Here is a 20,061-nt window from a genome sequence, read left to right as displayed (position 1 = left end):
GTCATACTGCCGCGATGGACCCAGTGACTCTCGAGACCGACCGTCTGGTGCTGCGGGCCTTCACACCTGCCGACGTGGACGCGGTGTACGAAGCCTGCCAGGACGCGGACATCCAGTTCTACACCCCGGTGGCGGTGCCGTACCGGCGTGCGGACGCGGAGAAGCTCATCGGCGAGAAGCTGCCCACTCAGTGGGCCGAGGACAGGGACTACACCCTCGGCGCGTTCCGCAAGGACACCGGCGCCCTGGTCGGCTCGTACTGCCTGACCCTCATCAGCCGCGGCGTCTGGGAGCTCGGTTACTGGGCGGTCAAGGAGCAGCGCGGACACGGGTACTCGGTGGAGGCCGCTCGGGCCCTGTGCGACTGGGGCTGGGCCACGCTCGACGTGCACCGCATCGAGTGGTGGGCCATGGCCGGGAACACCGGCTCGCGTGCCGTCGCCGAGAAACTCGGCTTCACCGTCGAAGGGACTCTGCGCAACCGCGGCATCGCCAACGATGGCAAGCCGCACGACTGGTGGGTGGGCGGACTGCTGAGGCCCTGATGCGGCCGGTGCTCCGCGCACACCCGAACCTCCATCGCGGACAGGTCGTAAGCCAGATGACGGGCGGCAGCCGCCCGCGGTGGGAAGGAGCCGGGGTGGGGGGGGTGCCCGCAGCGGCCGGCACCGAGACACGGCACCGCCGTCGGAAAACGGCCGGCCGGACCGAGGACGGACACCCCCCACCCCGGCCCCGACCCACAACGCACCGCAGGCGGGACACCAGCCCCCCACCGGACAGCAAGGGGCCGCCGCAGGCACACAAAGGGGCGCGGGGAACGGCGCGAGCAACCACAGCGCACCCCGCGGACGACCACGCAGCCTACGACGCCAGCACCTGCTCCGCCGCAGCAGCGCGGTGCGCCGGATCCCGCACCTCCCCCACCAACAACTCGAGCACGTCCTCCAGGGCGACCAGCCCCAGCACGCGCCCCGAGCCGTCCGCGACCTGCGCCAGATGCGTGGCCGCCCGCCGCATCACCGTCAGCGCGTCGTCCAGCGGCAGCTCCGCCCGCAGCGTCGTCATCGGCCGCCACACCTGCTGCGGCACCGCCCGGTCGGAGTCCTCGAGATCGAGCACGTCCTTGACGTGCACGTACCCCATGAACACCGAGCCCCGCTCCGCCGCCACCGGGAACCGCGAGTACCCGGTCCGAGCGGTCAGCTCGACGATCTGCCCCGGCGTCACCGACGGCGGCACCGTCACCAGCAGATCCCGCTTCAGCAGCACATCGGTCACCGGCCGGGACCCCAGCTCCAGCGCGTCCTCCAGCCGCTCCTGCTCCTCCGGATCGAGCAGTCCGGCCTGCCCCGAGTCCTCCACCAGCCGGTTGAGCTGCTCACTGGTGAACACGGCCTCGACCTCGTCCTTGGGCTCCACCCGGAACAACCGCAGGATGCCCTTCGCACAGGCCCCCAGCGACACCGTGATCGGCTTGCACAGCCGCGCGAACGCCACCAGCCCCGGGCTCAGCCACAGCGCGGCCTTCTCCGGCGCGGCCATGGCGAGGTTCTTCGGGACCATCTCCCCGATCACCAGATGGAAGAAGACCACCGCCGCCAGCGCGATCACATACCCGAGCGGATGGATCACACCCTCCGGCATCCGCACCCACGCGAACACCGGCTCCAGCAGATGCGCGACCGTCGGCTCGGCCACCGCGCCCAGCGTCAGCGAGCACACCGTGATCCCGAACTGCGCCGCGGCCATCATCTGCGGCAAGTGCTCAAGCCCGTACAGCACCTGCCGGGCCCGGGCGGTACCGAGCGGTTCGATCTGGCTGCGGCGCACGGAGACCAGCGCGAACTCGGCGCCGACGAAGAACCCGTTGGTCAGCACGAGCAGCGCGGCGAACACGAGTTGGAGAAGGCTCATCGCACGGCCTCCATCACGTTCACGGCCGGCGCCGTCCGTACCAGGCGCACCCGCTCGGCCCGGTAGTGCCCCACCTGCCGCACGGACAGCCGCCAGCCGGGCAGCTCCGCCTTGTCCCCCGGCGCCGGAATCCGCCCGAGCAGGTCGGCGACCAGCCCGGCGACGGTCTCGTACGGCCCCTCGGGCGCCTCGAAGCCGACCCGCTGCAGCACGTCGACCCGGCAGCTGCCGTCGACGTCCCAGGCGGGCCGCCCGTCCTCCGGCGGCGCGGGCGCCAGCTCCGGCAGATCGTGCACGTCGTGCTCGTCACGCACCTCACCGACGAGCTCCTCGACGATGTCCTCCAGGGTGACCACCCCGGCTGTACCGCCGTACTCGTCGACGACGACCGCGATCGGCTGCTCGCTGCGCAGCCGGGCCAGCAGCGGCTGCACCGGCAGCGTCTCCGGCACCAGCAGCGCGGGCCGCGCGATCCGGCTGACCGGCGTGCGCAACCGGTCGTGCACCGGCACGGCCAGCGCGTCCTTCAGATGCGCCATGCCGACGATTTCGTCGATCTTCTCCCGGTAGACGGGGAACCGCGACAGCCCGGTCGCCCGGGTGAGGTTCACGACGTCCTCCGCGGTCGCCGACGCCTGCAGCGCGCTCACCTTCACCCGCGGCGTCATCACGTGCTGCGCGGTCAGCTCGCCGAGGGACAGCGTCCGTACGAACAAATCGGCGGTGTCCTGCTCCAGCGCTCCGGCCTGTGCGGAGTGCCGGGCCAGGGAGACCAGCTCGCCGGGGGTGCGGGCGGAGGCCAGCTCCTCGGTGGGCTCGACGCCCAGGGCCCGTACGAGCCGGTTGGCGACGGTGTTCAGGGCGGCGATCACCGGCCGGAACAGGCGCGAGAACACGTGCTGCGGGCCGGCGACGAACCGCGCGACCTGCAGCGGGCGCGAGACGGCCCAGTTCTTCGGCACGAGCTCGCCGATCACCATCTGCACGGCGGAGGCGAGCAGCATGCCGACGACCACCGCGACCCCGGGGACGGCGCCCTCGGGAATGCCGATCGCGGTGAAGGGACCGCGCAGCAGCCGGGCCAGCGCCGGTTCGGCGAGCATGCCGACGACGAGGGAGGTGATGGTGATGCCGAGCTGGGTGCCGGAGAGCTGGAAGGACAGTTCCTTCAGGGAGTCGACGACCCTACGGGCGCGCTTGTCGCCCTCGGCGGCGGCCTTCTCGGCCTCCGGACGCTCCACGGTGACCAGGCCGAACTCGGCGGCCACGAAGAAGCCGTTGGCGAGGATCAGCAGGAACGCGGCTGCCAGGAGCAGCAGGGGGGTGGTCATGATGCCGCCGCCTGCGGGTGCCCGTGGCGCGGGGCCGCGGTATGTCGGCAGGGGGCGGCGCAGGTACTACAGGACGATCCGTCCATCGCCGGAGAGGGTCACTCCTCGGATAGCAGGGGCCCCGGACGCCGGGCGGCGTGCAGGGGCGGGGCGCAGCGAAAAACGCCTCCGCCCCCCAGATTAATCAAGAGGTGGGGCACTACGGCAGGGTGGACGACCCCGAGTTGGCCCCTGATCTTCGCCCGAACGGTTCCCCGACCGGGCTCAGAGCCGCCCGTCGGCGTCGCCGGAGGCGTCGGGGTCGGTGATGGACCGGGCCTCGACCAGCGCCCGCAGGGTGTTCGCGTCGGCGATGGCGCGCTGCTTGTTGATGCCGGGCTGGATGCCGAGGGCGGGCAGGCTGGTGCCGTCGCTGAGGTTGAGGAACACCCAGGGGTCGCCGGTGCGCAGGTTCACCTTGAGGATCTCCGCCCACTCCAGGCGGCGGGTGCCGGCGAAGTTGACCACGGTGACGCCGGACTCGTCGGCGACGACCTTGGGCCGCGACAGCCAGACCAGGACGCCGAAGAGCAGCGCCCCGGTGACCACGAAGCTGAGCTTCTCCCCCGGGCTGAGCTGCTCCAGCAGCAGAGCGACCGTGGAGATCACGACGAAGATCACGACACCGGCGGTGAGCAGGACGACCCGGGTGCGGGCCGGCCGGAAGGTGACGGGAAGGGAAGGCAGATCGGACATGTCAGGAAGATCCCACACAGGCGACGGGTGCGGCCGCCGCTCAGAGCCGGCAGGCGTGGATGGCCGTGGTCAGGATGGCCCGCGCGCCGATGGCGTACAGGTCGTCCATGATCCGCTGGGCCTCCTTGGTCGGCACCATGGCGCGGACGGCGACCCAGCCCTCGTTGTGGAGCGGCGAGACGGTCGGACCCTCCAGGCCGGGGGTGACCGCGACGGCCTCCTCGAGGTGCTCGGCGCGGATGTCGTAGTCCATCATCACGTAGGTGCGGGCCACCAGGACGCCCTGGAGGCGGCGCAGGAACTGCTGGACCTTGGGCTCGTCGGAGTCGGCGCCGGTGCGTCGGATGACGACCGCCTCGGACTTCATGATCGGCTCGCCGAACACCTCGAGGCCGGCGTTGCGCAGCGAGGTGCCGGTCTCGACGACGTCGGCGATGGCCTCGGCGACACCCAGCTCGATGGCGGTCTCGACGGCGCCGTCGAGGTGCACGACGGCCGCGTCGACGCCCTGGTCGGCCAGGTACTGGGAGACGATTCCCTCGTAGGAGGTGGCGACGGTCTTGCCCTTGAGGTCCGCGAGGCTCGCCACCGCGCCCGGCTTGGCGGCGAAGCGGAACGTGGAGCGGGCGAAGCCCAGCGGCAGGATCTCCTCGGCGTCGGCGCTGGAGTCGATCAGCAGGTCACGGCCGGTGATGCCGATGTCGAGCATGCCGGAGGAGACGTAGATCGCGATGTCGCGGGGCCGGAGGTAGAAGAACTCGACGTCGTTCTCCGGGTCGACGATGCGCAGCTCTTTGGACTCGCGGCGCTGCTGGTAGCCGGCCTCATGCAGCATCTCCGCCGCAGGGCCGGACAGTGAACCCTTGTTGGGGACGGCGATGCGCAGCATGAGGTCGGCTTCCTTTGTGTGAAGGGTTTTTAAGCGGTCTTACGGCTCTGGCGGCGATCCGGCTCACAGATGGGCGTAGACGTCGTCGAGGGAGATCCCCCGGGCGACCATCATCACCTGGAGGTGGTACAGCAGCTGGGAGATCTCCTCGGCCGCCGCCTCCTTGCCCTCGTACTCCGCGGCCATCCAGACCTCGGCGGCCTCTTCGACGACCTTTTTGCCGATGGCATGGACGCCCTTGCTCACCAGCTCGGCGGTGCGGGAGGTGGCGGGATCGCCGTGGGCGGCCTTGTGCTGGAGCTCGGTGAAGAGCTCCTCGAACGTCTTCTTGGACATGGTGCCGCCCACTCTACGCGGTGTGCCGCACGGCCTAGTGCCACGGTTCAGATACTGAGCGCAGCGTGGCCGCGGTGGCGACGGCCGCCGTCACCGCCTCGTGCCCCTTGTCCTCGCTGGAGCCCTCCAGGCCGGCCCGGTCCAGGGCCTGCTCGTCGTTGTCGCAGGTGAGCACGCCGAAGCCGACGGGGACGCCGGTGCTGACCGACACCTGGGTCAGGCCCTGGGTGACGCCCTGGCACACGTAGTCGAAGTGCGGGGTGCCGCCGCGGATGACGACGCCGAGGGCGACGACCGCGTCGTAGCCGCGTTCGGCCATGACCTTGGCCGCCACCGGCAGCTCCCAGCTGCCGGGGACCCTGAGCAGGGTCGGCTCGTCGATGCCCATCTCGTGCAGGGCGCGCAGGGCGCCGTCCACCAGGCCGTCCATCACCTTCTCGTGCCATTGCGCCGCGATGACGGCGACCCGCAGGTCACCCACATTGCGTACGGACAGCTCCGGTGCGCCCTTGCCGCTCACGTCTCTCCTCAGTGCCGTTTGTTACTGGTTGCCGCAGGTGGTCGCGGGTGCCGTGTCCAGCCAGGGCAGGTCGTGCCCCATCCGGTCCCGCTTGGTGCGCAGATACCGCAGATTGTGCTCGCCGGCCGTCACGGCCATCGGCACCCGGCCGGTGACCTCGATGCCGTACCGCTGCAGCGCGTCGGTCTTGTCGGGGTTGTTGGTCATCAGGCGGACGCTGCGCACGCCCAGGTCGGTCAGGATCTGCGCGCCGGCGGCGTAGTCGCGGGCGTCGGCGGGCAGTCCGAGTTCGAGGTTGGCGTCCAGGGTGTCGCGTCCGCGTTCCTGGAGTTCGTAGGCGCGCAGCTTGGACATCAGGCCGATGCCGCGGCCCTCGTGTCCGCGCAGGTAGACGACGATGCCCCGGCCCTCGGTATGGATGCGCTCCAGGGAGGCGTCGAGCTGGGGGCCGCAGTCGCAGCGCTGCGAGCCGAAGACGTCGCCGGTGAGGCACTCGGAGTGGACCCGGACGAGGACGTCCGTGCCGTCGCCGATCTCGCCGTGGACGAGGGCGACGTGTTCGACGCCGTCGACGGTGGAGCGGTAGCCGTAGGCGGTGAAGGCGCCGTGCGCGGTCGGCAGGTGGACCTCGGCCTCGCGGCGGACGGTGGGCTCGCTGGAGCGGCGGTAGGCGATCAGGTCCTCGATGGAGATGATCGTCAGGCCGTGCTTGCGGGCGAAGGGGATCAGCTCGGGCAGGCGGAGCATGCGCCCGTCCTCGCCGGCGATCTCGACGATGGCGCCGGCCGGGCGCAGACCCGCGAGGCGCGCGAGGTCGACGGCGGCCTCGGTGTGGCCGTTGCGGACCAGCACACCGCCGGACCGGGCGCGCAGCGGGAAGACATGGCCCGGACGCACCAGGTCGGTGGGCTCGGCGGTGCCGCTCGCCAGCAGCTGCAGCGTGGTGGCGCGGTCGGACGCCGAGATGCCGGTGGTCACGCCGTGGGCGCCGGAGGCGTCGACGGAGACCGTGAAGGCGGTTTTCATGGACTCGGTGTTGTCCTGGACCATCTGCGGCAGTTCGAGCCGGTCCAGCTCGTCGCCCTCCATGGGGGCGCAGATCAGGCCGCGGCACTCGCTCATCATGAAGGCGACGATCTCCTCGGTCGCCTTCTCGGCGGCGATGACGAGGTCGCCCTCGTTCTCGCGGTCCTCGTCGTCCACGACCACGACCGGGCGGCCCGCGGCGATGTCGGCGATGGCCTGCTCGATGGGGTCGAGGGAGAAGTCCTCGACGCCGTCGGTGGAGTACAGGATCGGTGCGGTGCTCATGCCGGCGCTCCTTCCAGGGCGGGCTGCGCGTTCCGGCGGGAGCGCAGCCACCAGTCGCGCATGCCCCACAGGACGAGCGCGCCGTAGATGACGTAGACGAATCCGGAGAAGGCGTAGCCGTTGGCGAAGTTCAGGGGGACGCCGACGAGGTCGACGAGCAGCCAGGCGAACCAGAACTCGACCATGCCCTTGGCCTGGGCGTACATGGCGACGATCGTGCCGACGAAGATGTAGGCGTCGGGCCACGGGTCCCAGGAGAGCTGGGGGTAGGCCGTGAAGAGCAGGGCTACGGCCACGGTGCCGGCGGCGGCCGCGGCGAGCATCGCGCCGCGCTCGCGCCAGGTGGCGAACCGGACGGCGATCCGGCCGTCGTCGCCCTTGTCCCGGTCGCGCTGCCACTGCCACCAGCCGTACAGGGCGACGACCATGACGACGACCTGCTTGCCGGCGCTGCCGGTGAGGTGGCCGTAGAAGGCGCCGAAGAGGACGAGCCCGGACAGGAACTGCACCGGCCAGGTCCACACGAAGCGGCGCCAGCCGAGGGCGAGGGTGATCAGGCCGAGGATGTTGCCGACCATGTCCGACCAGATGATGTGCTGGCCGAAGAGGCTGAAGGCCTCGGAGTTCATCCAGTTCATCGGCCGGCCCCCGGCAGGCGGTCGCCGAGCATCCGCTCGACGTACTTGGCGACGACGTCCACCTCGAGGTTGACCGGGTCGCCGGGCTGCTTCAGGCCGAGCGTGGTCAGGGCGAGGGTGGTGGGGATGAGGCTGACGGTGAAGTAGTCGGGGCCGGCGTCGACGACGGTGAGGCTGATGCCGTCGACGGTGATGGAGCCCTTCTCGACGACATAGCGGGAGAGGTCGGCGGGGAGGGAGATCTTGACGATCTCCCAGTGCTCCGAGGGCTTGCGGTCGAGGATCTCGGCGGTGCCGTCCACGTGGCCCTGCACGATGTGCCCGCCGAGGCGGTCGCCGACGGCCATGGGGCGTTCGAGATTGACCCGGGAGCCGACGGTGAGGGCGCCGAGGCTGGAGCGGCTGAGGGTCTCCGCCATGACGTCGGCGGTGAACTCGTCACCCTCGTGCTCGACGACGGTGAGGCAGACGCCGTTGACGGCGATGGAGTCTCCGTGCTTCGCGCCCTCGGTGACGACGGGCCCCCGCAGCCGGAAGCGACAGGCGTCGTCGAGGGTCTCGACGGCGGTGATCTCGCCCAGCTCTTCGACGATTCCGGTGAACACTTCCCGGGTCCTCCTGCCTCATGGGGCACGGACTCCGGGGCTGTCGATGACGACAGAGACCACGGGCAGGGACACCGGGGGCGACGCCGGACGGACTCGTCCGCGTGGACGAGCTGATACGGCGGCGCGCATGGATGCCCGCCCGCCGCGCACTGCCTCCCATCCGGACTTTAACCGTCGGTCCAGGAATTTCACCTGGTCAACCGGTCACTGGAGGTGACCGGGTCGCGGACTGTAACCGCCGGTTCGGACTTTCACCGACCCCGGAGTGCGCTGCTTTAGGTACAGGGCCAGTGTGCCACGGCCGGTACTCGTCCATGCGGGGGAGGTGTGTGGAGTGGCTCACAGGACGACCCGGACGACCCATTGGTCCATACCTGTTGACACATTGGTCTAGTCCTCCTTATGGTCGGCGCAACTTCCCGGCAGCCGGGCCGCGTTGCCGCCGTCGGGACCGGCCCGGCCCAGGACCCGGGCCCGCCGGGTCGCCCCCACAGACGGGCCCGGCGGCGGTGACGACGGCCCTTGCCCGCCGCCGGGTCCTCCCATGTCCGGGCGGCGGGCCGTCTGGCAGGGTGAGGACATGTCGACCGCGCTCGCCGAGGAGTTCGAGACCCACCGCCCCCGTCTGTTCGGTCTGGCCTACCGCATGCTCGGGTCCGCCGAAGAGGCCGAGGACACCGTCCAGGACGCCTACCTGCGGTTCAGCGGCGCCGACCGCGCCGGGATCACGCATCCCGGGGCCTGGCTCGCCAAGGTCGTCACCAACCTCTGCCTCAACCGCCTGACGTCCGCCCGGGCGCGGCGCGAGAGCTACGTCGGCACCTGGCTGCCGGAGCCCGTCGTCACCGTGGACGGCACCCTCGGCCCGCTGGAGTCCGCCGAGCAGCGCGACGCGGTGTCCGTGGCGCTGCTGGTGCTGCTGGAGCGGCTCACGCCGACCGAGCGGGCGGTGTACGTGCTGCGCGAGGCGTTCGGCTACGGCCACCGGGAGATCGCGGACGTACTGGATCTGAGCGAGGCCAACTGCCGCCAGTTGCACCGGCGGGCGCTCAAGCGGCTGGAGTCGGCCGAGAGCCGGTTCCGGCCGGCGCCCGACCGGCAGCGCGAGCTGGTGGCCTCGTTCCTCTCCGCCGCCCGCAACGGTGACCTCGCAGGGCTGGAGAAACTGCTCGCCGACGACGTGACCTGGTGGAGCGACGGGGGCGGCAAGGTCAGGGCGGCCCTGCGGCCGGTCCAGGGCCGGGAGAAGGTCCTGCGCTTCCTGCTGGGCATCCACCAGAAGTACGGGGCGGATCTGGACTTCGCGGTCGCCGAGGTCAACGGCGCGGACGCGGTGCTCCTGCGGGCCGGCGACACGCTGTACGGGGTGGTCGCCTTCGAGTACCGCGACGGCCTGATCAGGGAAGCGTGGACGGTGATGAACCCGGACAAACTTCAATGCGTACGTCGTCAGCTCGGCCGGTCGTAGGAGCCTGTCACATTCTCGCGGGCTGTCCGGTCCCAGCTGGTGAGGGGCGCTCCGCTCGGGAGCGCCCGGCGCCATGAAGGAGCTGAACGGCATGACCACCATCCTGGTGACCGGCGGTACCGGTACCCTCGGCCGGCTCGTCACCGAGCGGCTGCGCGCGGGCGGCCACGAGGTGCGGGTGCTCAGCCGGCACACACAGCCGTACGCCGCCGATCTGCGCGAGGGCGGTCCCGGACTGGACGCGGCCGTGGCGGGCGTGGACACGATCGTCCACTGCGCGAGCAGCCCGCGCGGCGACGAGGGCGCGGCCCGGAACCTGATCGCGGCGGCGCGGCGGGCCGGTGTGGGGCACCTGGTGTACATCTCGATCGTCGGCGTGGACCGGGTGCCGTTCGCCTACTACCGGTCCAAGCTCGCAGTGGAGAAGCTGGTGGAGGAATCCGGCCTCGGGTGGACGATCCTGCGCACGACGCAGTTCCACGATCTGGTGGTGCAGGTGCTCCGGACGCTGGGGAAGTCCCCGGTGATGCTGATGCCCGCCGCGGTGAGCGACCAGCCGATCGAGGTGGCGGAGGTCGCCGACCGGCTGACCGAGCTGGCCCTCGGCGCGCCGGCGGGCCGGGTCGCGGACATGGGCGGCCCCGAGGTACGCACCCTGGAGTCGCTGGCCCGCGCCTGGCTGAGGGCGACGGGCCGGCGGCGGCTCATGGTTGCGGTACGGCTGTGGGGCGCGGCGTACCGGGCGTTCCGGGCCGGTGGTCACCTGGCGCCGGAACGGGCCGTGGGCGGGGGCACGTTCGAGGAGTATCTGGCGAAGCGTTTCGGCGACGCGCCGGCCCGCTGAGGCGGTCCCGTTCCGGCCTGGCCGGGCGACCACCCACTGCGCCCGCGGCCCGGCGAACAGCCACCCCTGCGGTCGGGCGAACGGCTCCTCCCCTGCGGCCTGGCGGTCGACTACTTCTGCGGCCCGGCGAGCGACTACCCCTGCGGCCCGGCGAACAGCTCGTCCTGTGCGCGTTCCCGGGCCGTCAGCAGCGCGCCGCGCAGCACGGCGCCGCCGCCGAACGTGCTCGGCCGGACCTGGGTGGGCAGCGGTGACATCGCGTCCAGCCGTTCCTGCACCCGCCGCGCCAGGGCGTCCCCGCCGGCCTGCCCCAACTCACCGCCGAGGACGAGGCACCCGGGGTCGAGGACGGCCACGACGGAGGCGGCGCCGATGGCGATGCGCCCGGCGAGCGCGTCGAGGAAGCGGTCGGCGTCCCCGGGGGCGGCGGCCTGCCGGGAGGCCGCCACCGCGGCCCGCACCACCGCCGCGCCCACCGGCTCGCCCTCCCGCGGAGTGCCGCTCAGCCCGTGCTCCGCCGCCAGCCCGGCGACCGCCGCCGCGCCCGCCAGCGAGTGGAACCCTCCGTCGCAGGCCGTCGCCGACGGCAGTCCCGCCGTTCCCGGCACCGGCAGGAAGCCGATCTCCCCGGTGCCGCCGGAGGCGCCCCGGCGCAGGGCCCCGTCGAGGACCACGGCGGCGCCGGTGCCGTGGCCGAGCCAGAGCAGGACGAAGGTGTCCCGGTCACGGGCGGCGCCGTCGCGCTGCTCGGCCAGGGCGGCGAAATTGGTCTCGTTCTCGACGCTGACGCGGGCGTCGGGCAGGCGCTCCTGGAGGGCGGCGACCAGGCGGCGGTGCCATGCGGGCAGGCCGCTGGAGTCGCGGAGTTCACCGGTGGCCGGGTCGATCAGGCCGGGCGCGCCGATGCCGACGGTGTGCAGCCGGTCGGCGCCCGCCTCCTTGACCGCGCGCTCGACGAGGGCGACCGCCTGCTCCACCGCCGGCCCCGTGCCGCTCTCGCCGCCGATCGGCGCGGACGCCTCGGCGAGGACGCGGCCCACCAGGTCGGAGACGAGGACGGCGACGCCCTCGGTGCGCACGTCGAGCGCGGCGAGGTGGGCGCGGCCGGCGACGATGCCGTACAGCTTGGCGTTGGGGCCGCGGCGTTGCTCCCCGGCCTCACCGACGACGGTGATCAGGCCGGAGGCCGTCAGGCGCTCGACGAGGTCGGCGACCGAGGGCCGGGACAGGCCGGTCAGCTCCTTCAGCCGGCCGGCCGTGAGCGGGCCCTCCTGCTGAAGCAGCCGCAGGGCGAGCCGGTCGTTGATGGCCCGGGCGGTGCGCGGTGATGCGGGCATGGGCGCATCTTATCCGCTATCTATCAGGCAGGGTTCCTGATAGTTTGCTGCGGGCACGACCGCGGCACCGCTGCCGCGCGGCGGGGCGACGAGGCATGTCCGGGAGGGGCGGGAGAATGAAGGCAGTGTCCTACGACCAGTGCGCCGTGCGGCGGGCCCGGTACGCCGTGGCCGCCGTGTTCGCCGTGCACGGCGCGGTGACCGGCTCGTTCGCGACGCGGGTGCCGTGGATCCAGGAGCATGCCGCGGTGGGCGCGGGCCAACTGGGCCTCGCGCTCGCCTTCCCGGCGCTCGGCGCGTCCCTGGCCATGCCGCTCGCGGGCCGCATCAGCCACACCTTCGGTGCCCGCAACGCGCTGCGCGGGCTGATCGCGCTGTGGACGCTGTCGCTCACGCTGCCGTCCCTCGCCCCGAACCTGCTGACGTTGTGCCTGGCGCTGTTCGTCTACGGCGCGACCGCCGGTATGGCCGACGTGGCGATGAACGCGCTCGGCGTCGAGGTGGAGAACCGGCTCGGGCGCTCGATCATGTCGGGGCTGCACGGCATGTGGAGCGCGGGCGCGCTGGTCGGCTCGGCCGCGGGGACGCTGGCCGCGCACCTGGGCGCCGACGCCCGGCTGCACCACACGCTCGCGGCGGCCGTGCTGACCGTGCTCGGGATCGGGGCCTGCACCTGGGTGCTGGACCTGCAGCCGGCCGAGGACGAGGAGCCGCCGCCGCGGTTCGCGCTGCCGCCGAAGTCCGCGCTGCTGATCGGCGCGGTCGGGTTCTGCGCGGTGTTCGCCGAGGGGGCGAGCCTGGACTGGTCGGCGGTCTATCTGCGGGACCGTCTGGAGACCTCGGCCGGACTCGCCGCGGCGTGCACGACGGGGTTCACGCTGACCATGGCGGTGGCCCGGATCGCCGGCGACAAGGTCGTCGACCGCTACGGCTCGGTGCGCACGGTCCGGGCGGGCGGTGTCCTCGCCGTGCTCGGCGGGCTGCTCATCGTCGTCTCCCGCCAGCCGGCCGCGGCGATGGCCGGGTTCGCCCTGATGGGCCTCGGCATCGCGGTCGTCGTACCGCTGTGCTTCGCCGCGGCGGGCCGCAGCGGCCCGAATCCGAGCCAGGCCATCGCGGGCGTGGCGACCATCACCTACACCTCGGGGCTGGTCGCGCCGAGCGCCATCGGCGGGCTGGCCCAGGCGACCAGCCTGGTGGTCTCGTTCGGTCTGGTGACCCTGCTGGCCTGCGGTCTCGCCGCGTTCGCCGGAGTGCTGCGGGCGGGCGACCGCAACCGTCCGACGGTCAGCCGTCCGTCGGACGCAGCAGTTCCCGACCCGCGGCCCTGAACGTCTCGCTCCACGGCGCCGGGCGCAGCGTGTCCGCGTCGAGCCGGACCAGCACCCGGCTGCCGTGCGCGTACGTCGTCGCCCCGTCGGCCGAGCAGAAGCGGAAGCCGTACGTGAGGCCGGTGGTGCCGAGCCGCTCGAGCCAGAGGTGGACGGCGTAGGTGCCGGGCCGGGTGACCGGGGCCTCGTAGGTGATGCGCAGTTCCTTGACGGCGTTGCAGGCGTCGCCGGCCGCGGCCCAGTCACCCTCGAAGCGGAAGCCGTGCTCCTGCCACAGCTCCGCCCAGGCCCGCTCGACCATCAGCGGGTAGCGGGCGTTGTGCAGCAGTCCGAGCGCGTCCAGGTCGTCGAAGTGGACGGTGACGGGGATCAGCCGGCCGTACGACAGGGCGGGGGCGATCGGGGCTTCGGCGGTCACGGGGTGGGTCTCCTGTGGTGGACGGTTCAACCACTCCATCCTAAGCGGACGCTCAGCACCTCTCGTGACCGGGGACAATGGTCGGTGGCCCCCACCCCCACGACGAAAGCGAAACCCACCATGGATCTCGGCGTCCGCTGGAAACTGCACGGCGACGGACGCACCCCGGCCCCCGGAGCGGTGGTCCGGACCGACGAACGGCTCTCCTGGCCTCGCACGATCGGCCTCGGCGCCCAGCACGTGGTGGCGATGTTCGGCGCGTCCTTCGTGGCGCCCGTGCTGATGGGGCTCGACCCGAACCTGGCGATCATGATGTCGGGCATCGCGACCGTGGTGTTCCTGCTCGCCACCCGCGGCCGGGTGCCCAGCTACCTCGGCTGCTCGCTGTCGTTCGTGGGCGTCGCCGCCGTCATCCGCGCCCAGGGCGGCACCAGCGCCACGGTCACCGGCGCGGTGTTCGTGGTCGGCGTCCTGCTGTTCCTGGTCGGGCTCGCGGTGCAGAAGTTCGGCGCACGGATCATCCACGCGGCGATGCCGCCGATCGTGACCGGCGCGGTGGTGATGCTGATCGGCTTCAACCTCGCCCCGGTCACCGCCTCGACGTACTGGCCGCAGGACCAGTGGACCGCGCTGCTGGTGATGCTGTTCACCGGTCTGGCCGTGGTCTGCCTGCGCGGCTTCTGGTCCCGCGTCGCCATCTTCCTCGGCCTGGTCTTCGGCTACGGCATCTCCTGGCTCTTCGACCGGGTCTTCGGCAAGATCCACTCCGTGGACGCGAGCGGCAGGATCGCCGACCACTGGCGTCTGGACCTCTCCGGCGTCCACAAGGCGGACTGGGTCGGCCTGCCGTCGTTCCACGGCCCCACCTTCCAGTGGTCGGCGATCCTGGTCGCGCTGCCGGTCGTCATCGCGCTGGTCGCGGAGAACGCCGGGCACGTCAAGGCGGTCGGCGAGATGACCGGCGAGCAACTCGACGACAAGCTGGGCACCGCCATCTCCGCCGACGGCATCGGTTCGATGCTGTCCACCGCGGTCGGCGGCCCGCCCAACACCACCTACTCCGAGAACATCGGCGTGATGGCCGCCACCCGCGTCTACTCCACGGCCGCCTACTGGGCCGCCGCCGGCTTCGCCCTGCTGTTCGGCCTGTGCCCGAAGTTCGGCGCGATCGTCGCCGCGATCCCCGGCGGCGTGCTCGGCGGCATCACCGTCATCCTGTACGGCATGATCGGCCTGCTCGGCGCGCAGATCTGGCTCAACGCCGGGGTCGACCTGCGCAACCCGCTCAACCTCGTCCCGGCCGCCGCGGGCATCATCATCGGCGTCGGCAACGTGACGATGAAGTTCACCGACACCTTCTCGCTCAGCGGTATCGCGCTCGGCACGCTCGTCGTCATCACCGGTTACCACGCGCTGCGCGCCTTCGCCCCCGCCCACCTCAAGAGCCAGCAGCCACTGCTCGACGAGGGCACCAGCTCCTACGACACCGAGGGCCACGACGGCTCTCAGCGCGCCAAGTCGTAGGCGTACGACGGGAGGAACGTGCGCGGGGTGGGCATGCGGCCCGGCGCACGGTGAGTCTCCGGGCACCTGAGCCGGGGACATGAACCTGGCGCGCTTCTCCGCGGCCGCTCCCCCGCGGCAGGCGCGCCGTGGGCGGTGGGCCCGTTCCCCCGTTCTGGGGAAGCAGCGGGCCCGCGGGCGCTCCGGCGGGCCCAGGACTGGGACCCTGCCTCCATGGCGCAGTTGGAACAGTTCACCACTCCCGTCGACGCGGTGGTCTCCCGCATGCGCGCCCTGGACGCGGCCCTGCCCGCGTGGGACGGCGTGGGGGTGTTCAACCGCGTCTACCTCGCCGTCACCGAAGAGGTCGACCGGCGGATCGACACCGGTGCCTTCCCGGACCGGCGAGCCGCGATCACGCTGGACGTGCTGTTCGCCGAGCGGTATCTGACGGCGGTCGAGGCGGACGGACCAGACCGCCGGGCACCGGCGTGCTGGCGCCCGCTGCTGCAGTTCCGCCGCCATCCCGGGGTACGGCCGCTGCAGTTCGCCCTCGCGGGCATCAACGCGCACATCGGCCACGACCTGGCGCTCGCCGTGGTGGACGCCTGCCGTGGCCTCGGCTGCGCTCCGGCCGAGCTGGAGGACGAGTACGACCGGGTGGGTGATGTCCTCGTGTCGCTGGAGGAGCGCATCCGCGAAGAGCTGATGCCGGGCCCCGACCTGCTGCAGATCGCCGACCCGCTCACCCATCTGCTCGGCTCCTGGAGCCTGGAGCGGGCCCGGGACGCCGCCTGGTCGGCGGCGCGAGCCCTGTGGGCGCTGCGCCAGCTGCCCGAACTGGCCGGGGAGTTCGCCGACCGCCTCGACGCGGCGGTGGGCTTCGCGGGCCGCATGCTGCTCACCCCGCTGCCCGCCTGAGCGTGGCGCGACGGGGGTACGGCCGACCCGGCCGAGCGTGGCCTGACGGGTGTGGGCCCCTCGGTCGCTGTACGTTGGCCGATGGGGCCCGATCGCGAAGGAGCAATCAGTCATGGCCATCCGTCTCGGACTCGGTCTTCCCCAGCACCGGCAGTACGACCTCGCCAAGGACGTCACCGACGTGGCGCGAACCGCCGAGCAGATCGGATACGACAGCCTGTGGGTGTACGAGCGGGCCCTGGTCCCGGAGAACCCCACCCAGGGCCTGTACGGCATCCCCGGCCTGCCCTGGCCCGACTTCTACCGCGGGATGGCCCACCCGCTGGTCACGCTGACCCTGGCCGCGGCGGTCACCGAACGGGTCCGGCTGGGCTCGGGCATCCTCGTCGCGCCGCTGCACGGACCGTTCCAGCTCGCCAAGGCCCTGGCCTCGCTGGACGCGGCGAGCGGCGGCCGGGTGATCGCCGGCCTCGGCACCGGCTGGTCGACCGACGAGTTCGCCGCCGCGGGCGTACGGCCCTACGAGGAGCGCGGCCGGGTGCTGGACGAGGTGATCGACGTGTGCCGGGCGGTGTGGGGCCCGGACCCGGTGAGCTACGACGGCCGGATCACCAAGCTCGACGGGGCCGTCGTCGGCCCCAAGCCGGCCCGGCCGATCCCGATCCTGGTGGGCGCGGCCAACAAGAGGGCGCTGACGCGGGTCGTGGACCGCGCCGACGGCTGGATCCCGGTCGCCATGGGCGTCGACGCCTACGCCACCGGGTGGAATCAGCTCCAGGACATCGCCGCCGAGCGGGGCCGCAGCCAGCCGCTCCAGCGGGTGCCGCGGGTGAACGCGCTGTACAGCGCCAAGGCGTACGACGGCGACGACCGCCAGCCCTTCCAGGGCAGCGCCGACCAGATCGTGACGGACCTCGCGGCGTTCGCCGAGGTCGGCATGGACGAGGTCCTGCTCGACCTGCAGACGACTCCGCGCGACGCCCAGGAGCTCAAGGACGTCGCCGCGGAGGTCTACGAGAAGGCGCGGGCGGCCGGGCTGTGACTCCGGCCGTGAACCGCGCTCAGTCCTCGGGGAGTTCGACCGGAGCGATCTCGTCGTAGACGTCGCCCGGGCCGGGGTTCGTCGCGTCCGTCGTACCGCCGAAGTGGTGCATGACACCCCAGACCGCGTTCAGCGCGGTCTGGACGGCGCCCTCGGCCCAGCCGGCCGTCCAGGAGATGTCGTCGCCGGCGAGGAAGATGCCGCGCTTGTCCTCGGGCAGCCGGTCCTGCATGAAGTGCGTGAACAGGCGCCGCTGGTAGCGGTAGTGGCCGGGCAGGTTGGCCTTGAACGCGCCCATGAAGTAGGGCTCGTTCTCCCAGGAGACCGTCACCGGGTTGCCGATGATGTGCTTCCTGATGTCGACCTTCGGGTAGATCTCGCCGAGCGACTTCAGCATGACCTCCATCCGCTCGTTCGCGGACAGCGGCAGCCACTTCAGGCTGTCGTCGCACCAGGTGTAGGACAGGCAGATGACGGCGGGCTGGTCAGGACCGTTGTCCAGCAGGTAGGTGCCGCGGGTCATGCGGTCGGTGAGCGTCATCGACATGACGTCCCGGCCGGTCTCCTCGTCCTTGTCCAGCCAGAAGGGCCGGTCCACGGGCACGAAGAGCTTGCTGGACTCCATGTAGTGGGTGCGCTCGATCGCCGTCCAGTGGTCGATCGGGAAGAGCGAGTCGTCGCAGGCGATCTTGGACAGCAGCATCCAGGACTGGGCGGTGAAGATGGCCGCCTTGTAGGTGCGGATGTCGCCGTTGGCGTCCGTGACGGTGATCTGGTTGCCCGCGGTGCGGTGCAGCCGGGTCACGGCCGGGCGGGGCTCGCCGTCCACGTGGAGCGACTTCAGCGAGGTGCCGTAGGGCCAGTGGACGATCTTCTCCGGCTCGCGCTCCCAGAGCCTGACCGGGAGCTGCTGGCTGCCCCCGACGATGCCGCGGTGGTGGTCGTCGGCCTCGGTGTACACGACGCGGAGGATCTCCAGGATGGAGTTCGGGAAGTCGGTGTCCCAGCCTCCGGTGCCGAAGCCGACCTGGCCGAAGATCTCGCGGTGCCGGAAGGACTTGAAGGCCTCGGAGTCGCAGAGGAAGCCGTAGAAGGTCTGGTTGTCGAGCTTCTCGACCAGCTTCGCCCAGATCTCGCGGATGCGCGGGACGTCCCGCTCGCGCATGGCGCGGTTCATGTCGGAGAAGTCGGCGCCCTCTTCGAGGCACTTGTTCCAGGCCTCGGCGACGTCCCCGTACACCTGGGGCAGGTCGTCGACGGTCTCGGCGTAGTGCGACTCGCCCTTGAGGTCGACGACGGTGGAGGGGGTGGCCTCGGCGAGCGGGTTCGGGAACGGCCTCGTCTCCAGGCCGACCAGGTCGATGTAGTGCTGCAGGGCCGTGGAGGACGGCGGGAAGCGCATCGCGCCCAGCTCGCAGTTCAGCGACTCGTCGCAGCCGTCGAAGCCGACGGTGCGCAGCCGGCCGCCGAGCTGGTCGGCCTCGTAGACGACGGGCTTGAGGCCCATCTTCATCAGCTCGTACGCCGCGACGATGCCGGACAGGCCGCCGCCGATGATCGCGACCTCGGTGCCGTGCTCGGTCGCCGGGATCTGGCCGAGACCGGCCGGGTGGGCCAGGAAGTCGTCGTAGGCGTAGGGGAAGTCCGGGCCGAACATGGTGATCGGCGGCTGCTGCTCGTCGGTGTGCTCGACGGCGTTGGGCACCGTGGACGTCATGGGGTACGGACTCCTTGCGCGGGGTGTGACTGGGGGAGGCTCGGGGGTTCGACGGGGGGCTGTGCGTCGGCTCAGACGAGGGACCCGTACAGGTCCGGGCGGCGGTCCTTCAGGTACGGGTTGTTCTCGCGGGAGGCGGCCAGGAACCCGGGGTCGGCGTCGGCGAACACCAGCTGCTCGGTGCGGCCGGCGCGGGCGCGGGCGACTCCGTCGGGGCCGGCGAGGGTGGAGAGGCCGACGAACTCGAACTCGTCCTCCTGGCCGACCCGGTTGACGTACGCGACGTACATCTGGTTCTCGAAGGCCCGCACCGGGATCATCGACTCGGCGACGAACTGGAAGGGGTGCATCTGCGCCGTCGGGACGAGGAGGAGGTCGGTGCCGGCGAGGGCGTGGGCGCGGACGTTCTCCGGGAACTCGACGTCGTAGCAGATGAGCAGGCCGACGGTGAGGCCGTTCAGCTCGGCCTGGACGAGCTGCTGGTCGCCGGGGGTGAAGTGGTCCCGCTCGAAGCAGCCGAAGAGGTGGGTCTTGCGGTAGTTCGCCCGGCGGGTGCCGGTGGCGTCGATCAGCTGGGCGGAGTTGTGGACGGTTTCGCCGTCGCGCTCCGGGTAGCCGTAGGCGATGGCCAGCCCGTGCCGGGTGGCGATCTCGGCGATCGCGGCGGCCGAGTCGCCGTCGGCGGGCTCGGCGAGGCGGGCGATGTCGTCGCCGATCGCGTAGCCGGTCAGGAACATCTCCGGCGCGGCCAGCATTCCGGCTCCCGCGGCGGCGGCGCGGCCCGCGGCGTCGTCGAGCACCTTGAGGTTCTCGGCGACGGATCCGGGGCGGCCGGAGCTCTGGAGCAGGGCTGTGCGCATGCGTGTTCCTCACCGGTACGGAGGGGGTTGGGGGCCTTCTAGACGGTACGGTCGGCTGCGCGGGCGGGACAAGATTGAGCCGTTGCGCGCCGGTGAGCGGATTGTTGCGTGGGGTGGGGGGTGGGTGGCGAATCGTTGCGTGGTGCCGTCCGGCGGTTGGGTGCGTTTTTCGTCTGCGGGTGCGTTGTGGCTGGTCCGGGTGCCTGCGGCGCCGGATCGTGCGTCGGATGCGGGTTTCGTTGCGGCCGGTCACGGGTGCCTGCGGCGCCGGGTCGTGTGTCGGGTGCGGGTTTCGTTGTGGCCGGTCACGGGTGCCTGCGGCGCCGGATCGTGCG

General features: G+C 71.8%; 20 protein-coding genes and 1 riboswitch. Of the genes, 7 read left to right on the top strand and 13 right to left on the bottom strand.

Going from position 1 to position 20,061, the window contains the following annotated elements:
- Positions 1-14: 14 nt before the first annotated feature.
- Positions 15-545, top strand: coding sequence for a GNAT family protein (locus tag AB0J12_RS17100; RefSeq protein ID WP_363265091.1), 531 nt, complete (start codon positions 15-17; stop codon positions 543-545).
- A gap of 319 nt (positions 546-864) precedes the next feature.
- Here AB0J12_RS17100 and AB0J12_RS17095 read toward each other — a convergent pair whose 3' ends face one another.
- The 9 genes from AB0J12_RS17095 to AB0J12_RS17055 all read right to left on the bottom strand — a co-directional run bounded on the left by AB0J12_RS17095 (position 865) and on the right by AB0J12_RS17055 (position 8,282).
- On the bottom strand, positions 865-1,917 hold the full coding sequence (locus AB0J12_RS17095; RefSeq protein ID WP_363265090.1) for a hemolysin family protein: 1,053 nt from the start codon (positions 1,915-1,917) through the stop codon (positions 865-867).
- Positions 1,914-3,248, bottom strand: a complete 1,335-nt coding sequence (locus AB0J12_RS17090) for a hemolysin family protein (RefSeq protein WP_363265089.1) — start codon at positions 3,246-3,248, stop codon at positions 1,914-1,916. The genes AB0J12_RS17095 and AB0J12_RS17090 overlap by 4 nt, the downstream gene beginning before the upstream one ends.
- Positions 3,249-3,512: 264 nt before the next feature.
- Positions 3,513-3,983, bottom strand: a complete 471-nt coding sequence (locus AB0J12_RS17085) for a PH domain-containing protein (protein WP_363265088.1) — start codon at positions 3,981-3,983, stop codon at positions 3,513-3,515.
- Between the two features lie 40 nt (positions 3,984-4,023).
- On the bottom strand, positions 4,024-4,872 hold the full coding sequence (gene hisG / locus AB0J12_RS17080) for an ATP phosphoribosyltransferase (RefSeq protein WP_363265087.1): 849 nt from the start codon (positions 4,870-4,872) through the stop codon (positions 4,024-4,026).
- Between the two features lie 63 nt (positions 4,873-4,935).
- Positions 4,936-5,208: a phosphoribosyl-ATP diphosphatase gene (locus AB0J12_RS17075; protein WP_363265086.1), complete on the bottom strand. Its 273-nt coding sequence runs from the start codon at positions 5,206-5,208 to the stop codon at positions 4,936-4,938.
- Between the two features lie 34 nt (positions 5,209-5,242).
- Entirely contained in the window at positions 5,243-5,728 is a 486-nt protein-coding gene (ribH, locus tag AB0J12_RS17070; protein WP_363265085.1) for a 6,7-dimethyl-8-ribityllumazine synthase, read from the bottom strand.
- A 21-nt stretch (positions 5,729-5,749) separates the two neighbouring features.
- Entirely contained in the window at positions 5,750-7,039 is a 1,290-nt protein-coding gene (locus AB0J12_RS17065; RefSeq protein WP_363265084.1) for a bifunctional 3,4-dihydroxy-2-butanone-4-phosphate synthase/GTP cyclohydrolase II, read from the bottom strand.
- A complete protein-coding gene (locus AB0J12_RS17060) occupies positions 7,036-7,677 on the bottom strand; it encodes a nicotinamide mononucleotide transporter family protein (protein ID WP_363265083.1) in 642 nt (213 codons plus the stop codon). Before AB0J12_RS17060 ends, AB0J12_RS17065 begins: the two co-directional genes overlap by 4 nt.
- Complete coding sequence (locus AB0J12_RS17055; protein ID WP_363265082.1) at positions 7,674-8,282, bottom strand: riboflavin synthase; 609 nt, start codon at positions 8,280-8,282, stop codon at positions 7,674-7,676. Before AB0J12_RS17055 ends, AB0J12_RS17060 begins: the two co-directional genes overlap by 4 nt.
- A 145-nt stretch (positions 8,283-8,427) precedes the next feature.
- Positions 8,428-8,558, bottom strand: a riboswitch (FMN riboswitch).
- Between the two features lie 307 nt (positions 8,559-8,865).
- Here AB0J12_RS17055 and AB0J12_RS17050 point away from each other — a divergent pair.
- Positions 8,866-9,753 (top strand): RNA polymerase sigma-70 factor, encoded by an 888-nt coding sequence (locus AB0J12_RS17050; RefSeq protein WP_363265081.1) that lies wholly within the window; start codon positions 8,866-8,868, stop codon positions 9,751-9,753.
- A gap of 91 nt (positions 9,754-9,844) precedes the next feature.
- Positions 9,845-10,597, top strand: coding sequence for an NAD(P)H-binding protein (locus tag AB0J12_RS17045; protein ID WP_363265080.1), 753 nt, complete (start codon positions 9,845-9,847; stop codon positions 10,595-10,597).
- 134 nt (positions 10,598-10,731) lie between these two features.
- Here AB0J12_RS17045 and AB0J12_RS17040 read toward each other — a convergent pair whose 3' ends face one another.
- Complete coding sequence (locus AB0J12_RS17040) at positions 10,732-11,934, bottom strand: ROK family transcriptional regulator (RefSeq protein ID WP_363265079.1); 1,203 nt, start codon at positions 11,932-11,934, stop codon at positions 10,732-10,734.
- Positions 11,935-12,050: 116 nt separating this feature from the next.
- On the opposite strand from AB0J12_RS17040, the gene AB0J12_RS17035 reads away from it, so the two are divergent.
- Positions 12,051-13,265, top strand: coding sequence for an MFS transporter (locus AB0J12_RS17035; RefSeq protein ID WP_363265078.1), 1,215 nt, complete (start codon positions 12,051-12,053; stop codon positions 13,263-13,265).
- On the opposite strand, the gene AB0J12_RS17030 is transcribed toward AB0J12_RS17035, so the two are convergent.
- Entirely contained in the window at positions 13,222-13,683 is a 462-nt protein-coding gene (locus AB0J12_RS17030; protein WP_363265077.1) for a thioesterase family protein, read from the bottom strand. The two genes, AB0J12_RS17035 and AB0J12_RS17030, sit on opposite strands and share 44 nt — an antisense overlap.
- Before the next feature lie 120 nt (positions 13,684-13,803).
- Here AB0J12_RS17030 and AB0J12_RS17025 point away from each other — a divergent pair, with 120 nt between their 5' ends.
- The 3 genes from AB0J12_RS17025 to AB0J12_RS17015 all read left to right on the top strand — a co-directional run bounded on the left by AB0J12_RS17025 (position 13,804) and on the right by AB0J12_RS17015 (position 17,149).
- Positions 13,804-15,207: a solute carrier family 23 protein gene (locus tag AB0J12_RS17025; protein ID WP_363265076.1), complete on the top strand. Its 1,404-nt coding sequence runs from the start codon at positions 13,804-13,806 to the stop codon at positions 15,205-15,207.
- 213 nt (positions 15,208-15,420) lie between these two features.
- A complete protein-coding gene (locus AB0J12_RS17020; RefSeq protein ID WP_363265075.1) occupies positions 15,421-16,107 on the top strand; it encodes a DUF5995 family protein in 687 nt (228 codons plus the stop codon).
- A 112-nt stretch (positions 16,108-16,219) separates the two neighbouring features.
- A complete protein-coding gene (locus tag AB0J12_RS17015) occupies positions 16,220-17,149 on the top strand; it encodes an LLM class F420-dependent oxidoreductase (RefSeq protein WP_363265074.1) in 930 nt (309 codons plus the stop codon).
- A 19-nt stretch (positions 17,150-17,168) separates the two neighbouring features.
- Here the strand turns inward: AB0J12_RS17015 and AB0J12_RS17010 are convergent, their stop codons facing one another.
- Complete coding sequence (locus tag AB0J12_RS17010) at positions 17,169-18,866, bottom strand: NAD(P)/FAD-dependent oxidoreductase (protein WP_363265073.1); 1,698 nt, start codon at positions 18,864-18,866, stop codon at positions 17,169-17,171.
- 71 nt (positions 18,867-18,937) lie between these two features.
- On the bottom strand, positions 18,938-19,726 hold the full coding sequence (locus tag AB0J12_RS17005) for a carbon-nitrogen hydrolase family protein (protein ID WP_363265072.1): 789 nt from the start codon (positions 19,724-19,726) through the stop codon (positions 18,938-18,940).
- Positions 19,727-20,061 lie beyond the last annotated feature (335 nt).

It is taken from the genome of Streptomyces sp. NPDC049915, assembly GCF_040656475.1.
Classification (GTDB): Bacteria; Actinomycetota; Actinomycetes; order Streptomycetales; family Streptomycetaceae; genus Streptomyces.
The sequence above is the reverse complement of the archived record's forward strand: the minus strand, read 5'-3'. Positions and strand labels throughout refer to the sequence as shown.

Excerpts from the sequence above, each read along its gene's own strand:
- AB0J12_RS17065 (WP_363265084.1), bottom strand. The coding sequence starts at position 7,039 with ATGAGCACCGCACCGATCCTGTACTCCACCGACGGCGTCGAGGACTTC.
- AB0J12_RS17045 (WP_363265080.1), top strand. The coding sequence starts at position 9,845 with ATGACCACCATCCTGGTGACCGGCGGTACCGGTACCCTCGGCCGGCTC.
- AB0J12_RS17025 (WP_363265076.1), top strand. The coding sequence starts at position 13,804 with ATGGATCTCGGCGTCCGCTGGAAACTGCACGGCGACGGACGCACCCCG.
- AB0J12_RS17095 (WP_363265090.1), bottom strand. The coding sequence starts at position 1,917 with ATGAGCCTTCTCCAACTCGTGTTCGCCGCGCTGCTCGTGCTGACCAAC.
- AB0J12_RS17040 (WP_363265079.1), bottom strand. The coding sequence starts at position 11,934 with ATGCCCGCATCACCGCGCACCGCCCGGGCCATCAACGACCGGCTCGCC.
- AB0J12_RS17005 (WP_363265072.1), bottom strand. The coding sequence starts at position 19,726 with ATGCGCACAGCCCTGCTCCAGAGCTCCGGCCGCCCCGGATCCGTCGCC.
- AB0J12_RS17085 (WP_363265088.1), bottom strand. The coding sequence starts at position 3,983 with ATGTCCGATCTGCCTTCCCTTCCCGTCACCTTCCGGCCGGCCCGCACC.
- AB0J12_RS17020 (WP_363265075.1), top strand. The coding sequence starts at position 15,421 with ATGGCGCAGTTGGAACAGTTCACCACTCCCGTCGACGCGGTGGTCTCC.
- AB0J12_RS17075 (WP_363265086.1), bottom strand. The coding sequence starts at position 5,208 with ATGTCCAAGAAGACGTTCGAGGAGCTCTTCACCGAGCTCCAGCACAAG.
- hisG (WP_363265087.1), bottom strand. The coding sequence starts at position 4,872 with ATGCTGCGCATCGCCGTCCCCAACAAGGGTTCACTGTCCGGCCCTGCG.
- AB0J12_RS17100 (WP_363265091.1), top strand. The coding sequence starts at position 15 with ATGGACCCAGTGACTCTCGAGACCGACCGTCTGGTGCTGCGGGCCTTC.
- AB0J12_RS17015 (WP_363265074.1), top strand. The coding sequence starts at position 16,220 with ATGGCCATCCGTCTCGGACTCGGTCTTCCCCAGCACCGGCAGTACGAC.
- AB0J12_RS17035 (WP_363265078.1), top strand. The coding sequence starts at position 12,051 with ATGAAGGCAGTGTCCTACGACCAGTGCGCCGTGCGGCGGGCCCGGTAC.
- AB0J12_RS17060 (WP_363265083.1), bottom strand. The coding sequence starts at position 7,677 with ATGAACTGGATGAACTCCGAGGCCTTCAGCCTCTTCGGCCAGCACATC.
- AB0J12_RS17010 (WP_363265073.1), bottom strand. The coding sequence starts at position 18,866 with ATGACGTCCACGGTGCCCAACGCCGTCGAGCACACCGACGAGCAGCAG.
- AB0J12_RS17090 (WP_363265089.1), bottom strand. The coding sequence starts at position 3,248 with ATGACCACCCCCCTGCTGCTCCTGGCAGCCGCGTTCCTGCTGATCCTC.
- AB0J12_RS17050 (WP_363265081.1), top strand. The coding sequence starts at position 8,866 with ATGTCGACCGCGCTCGCCGAGGAGTTCGAGACCCACCGCCCCCGTCTG.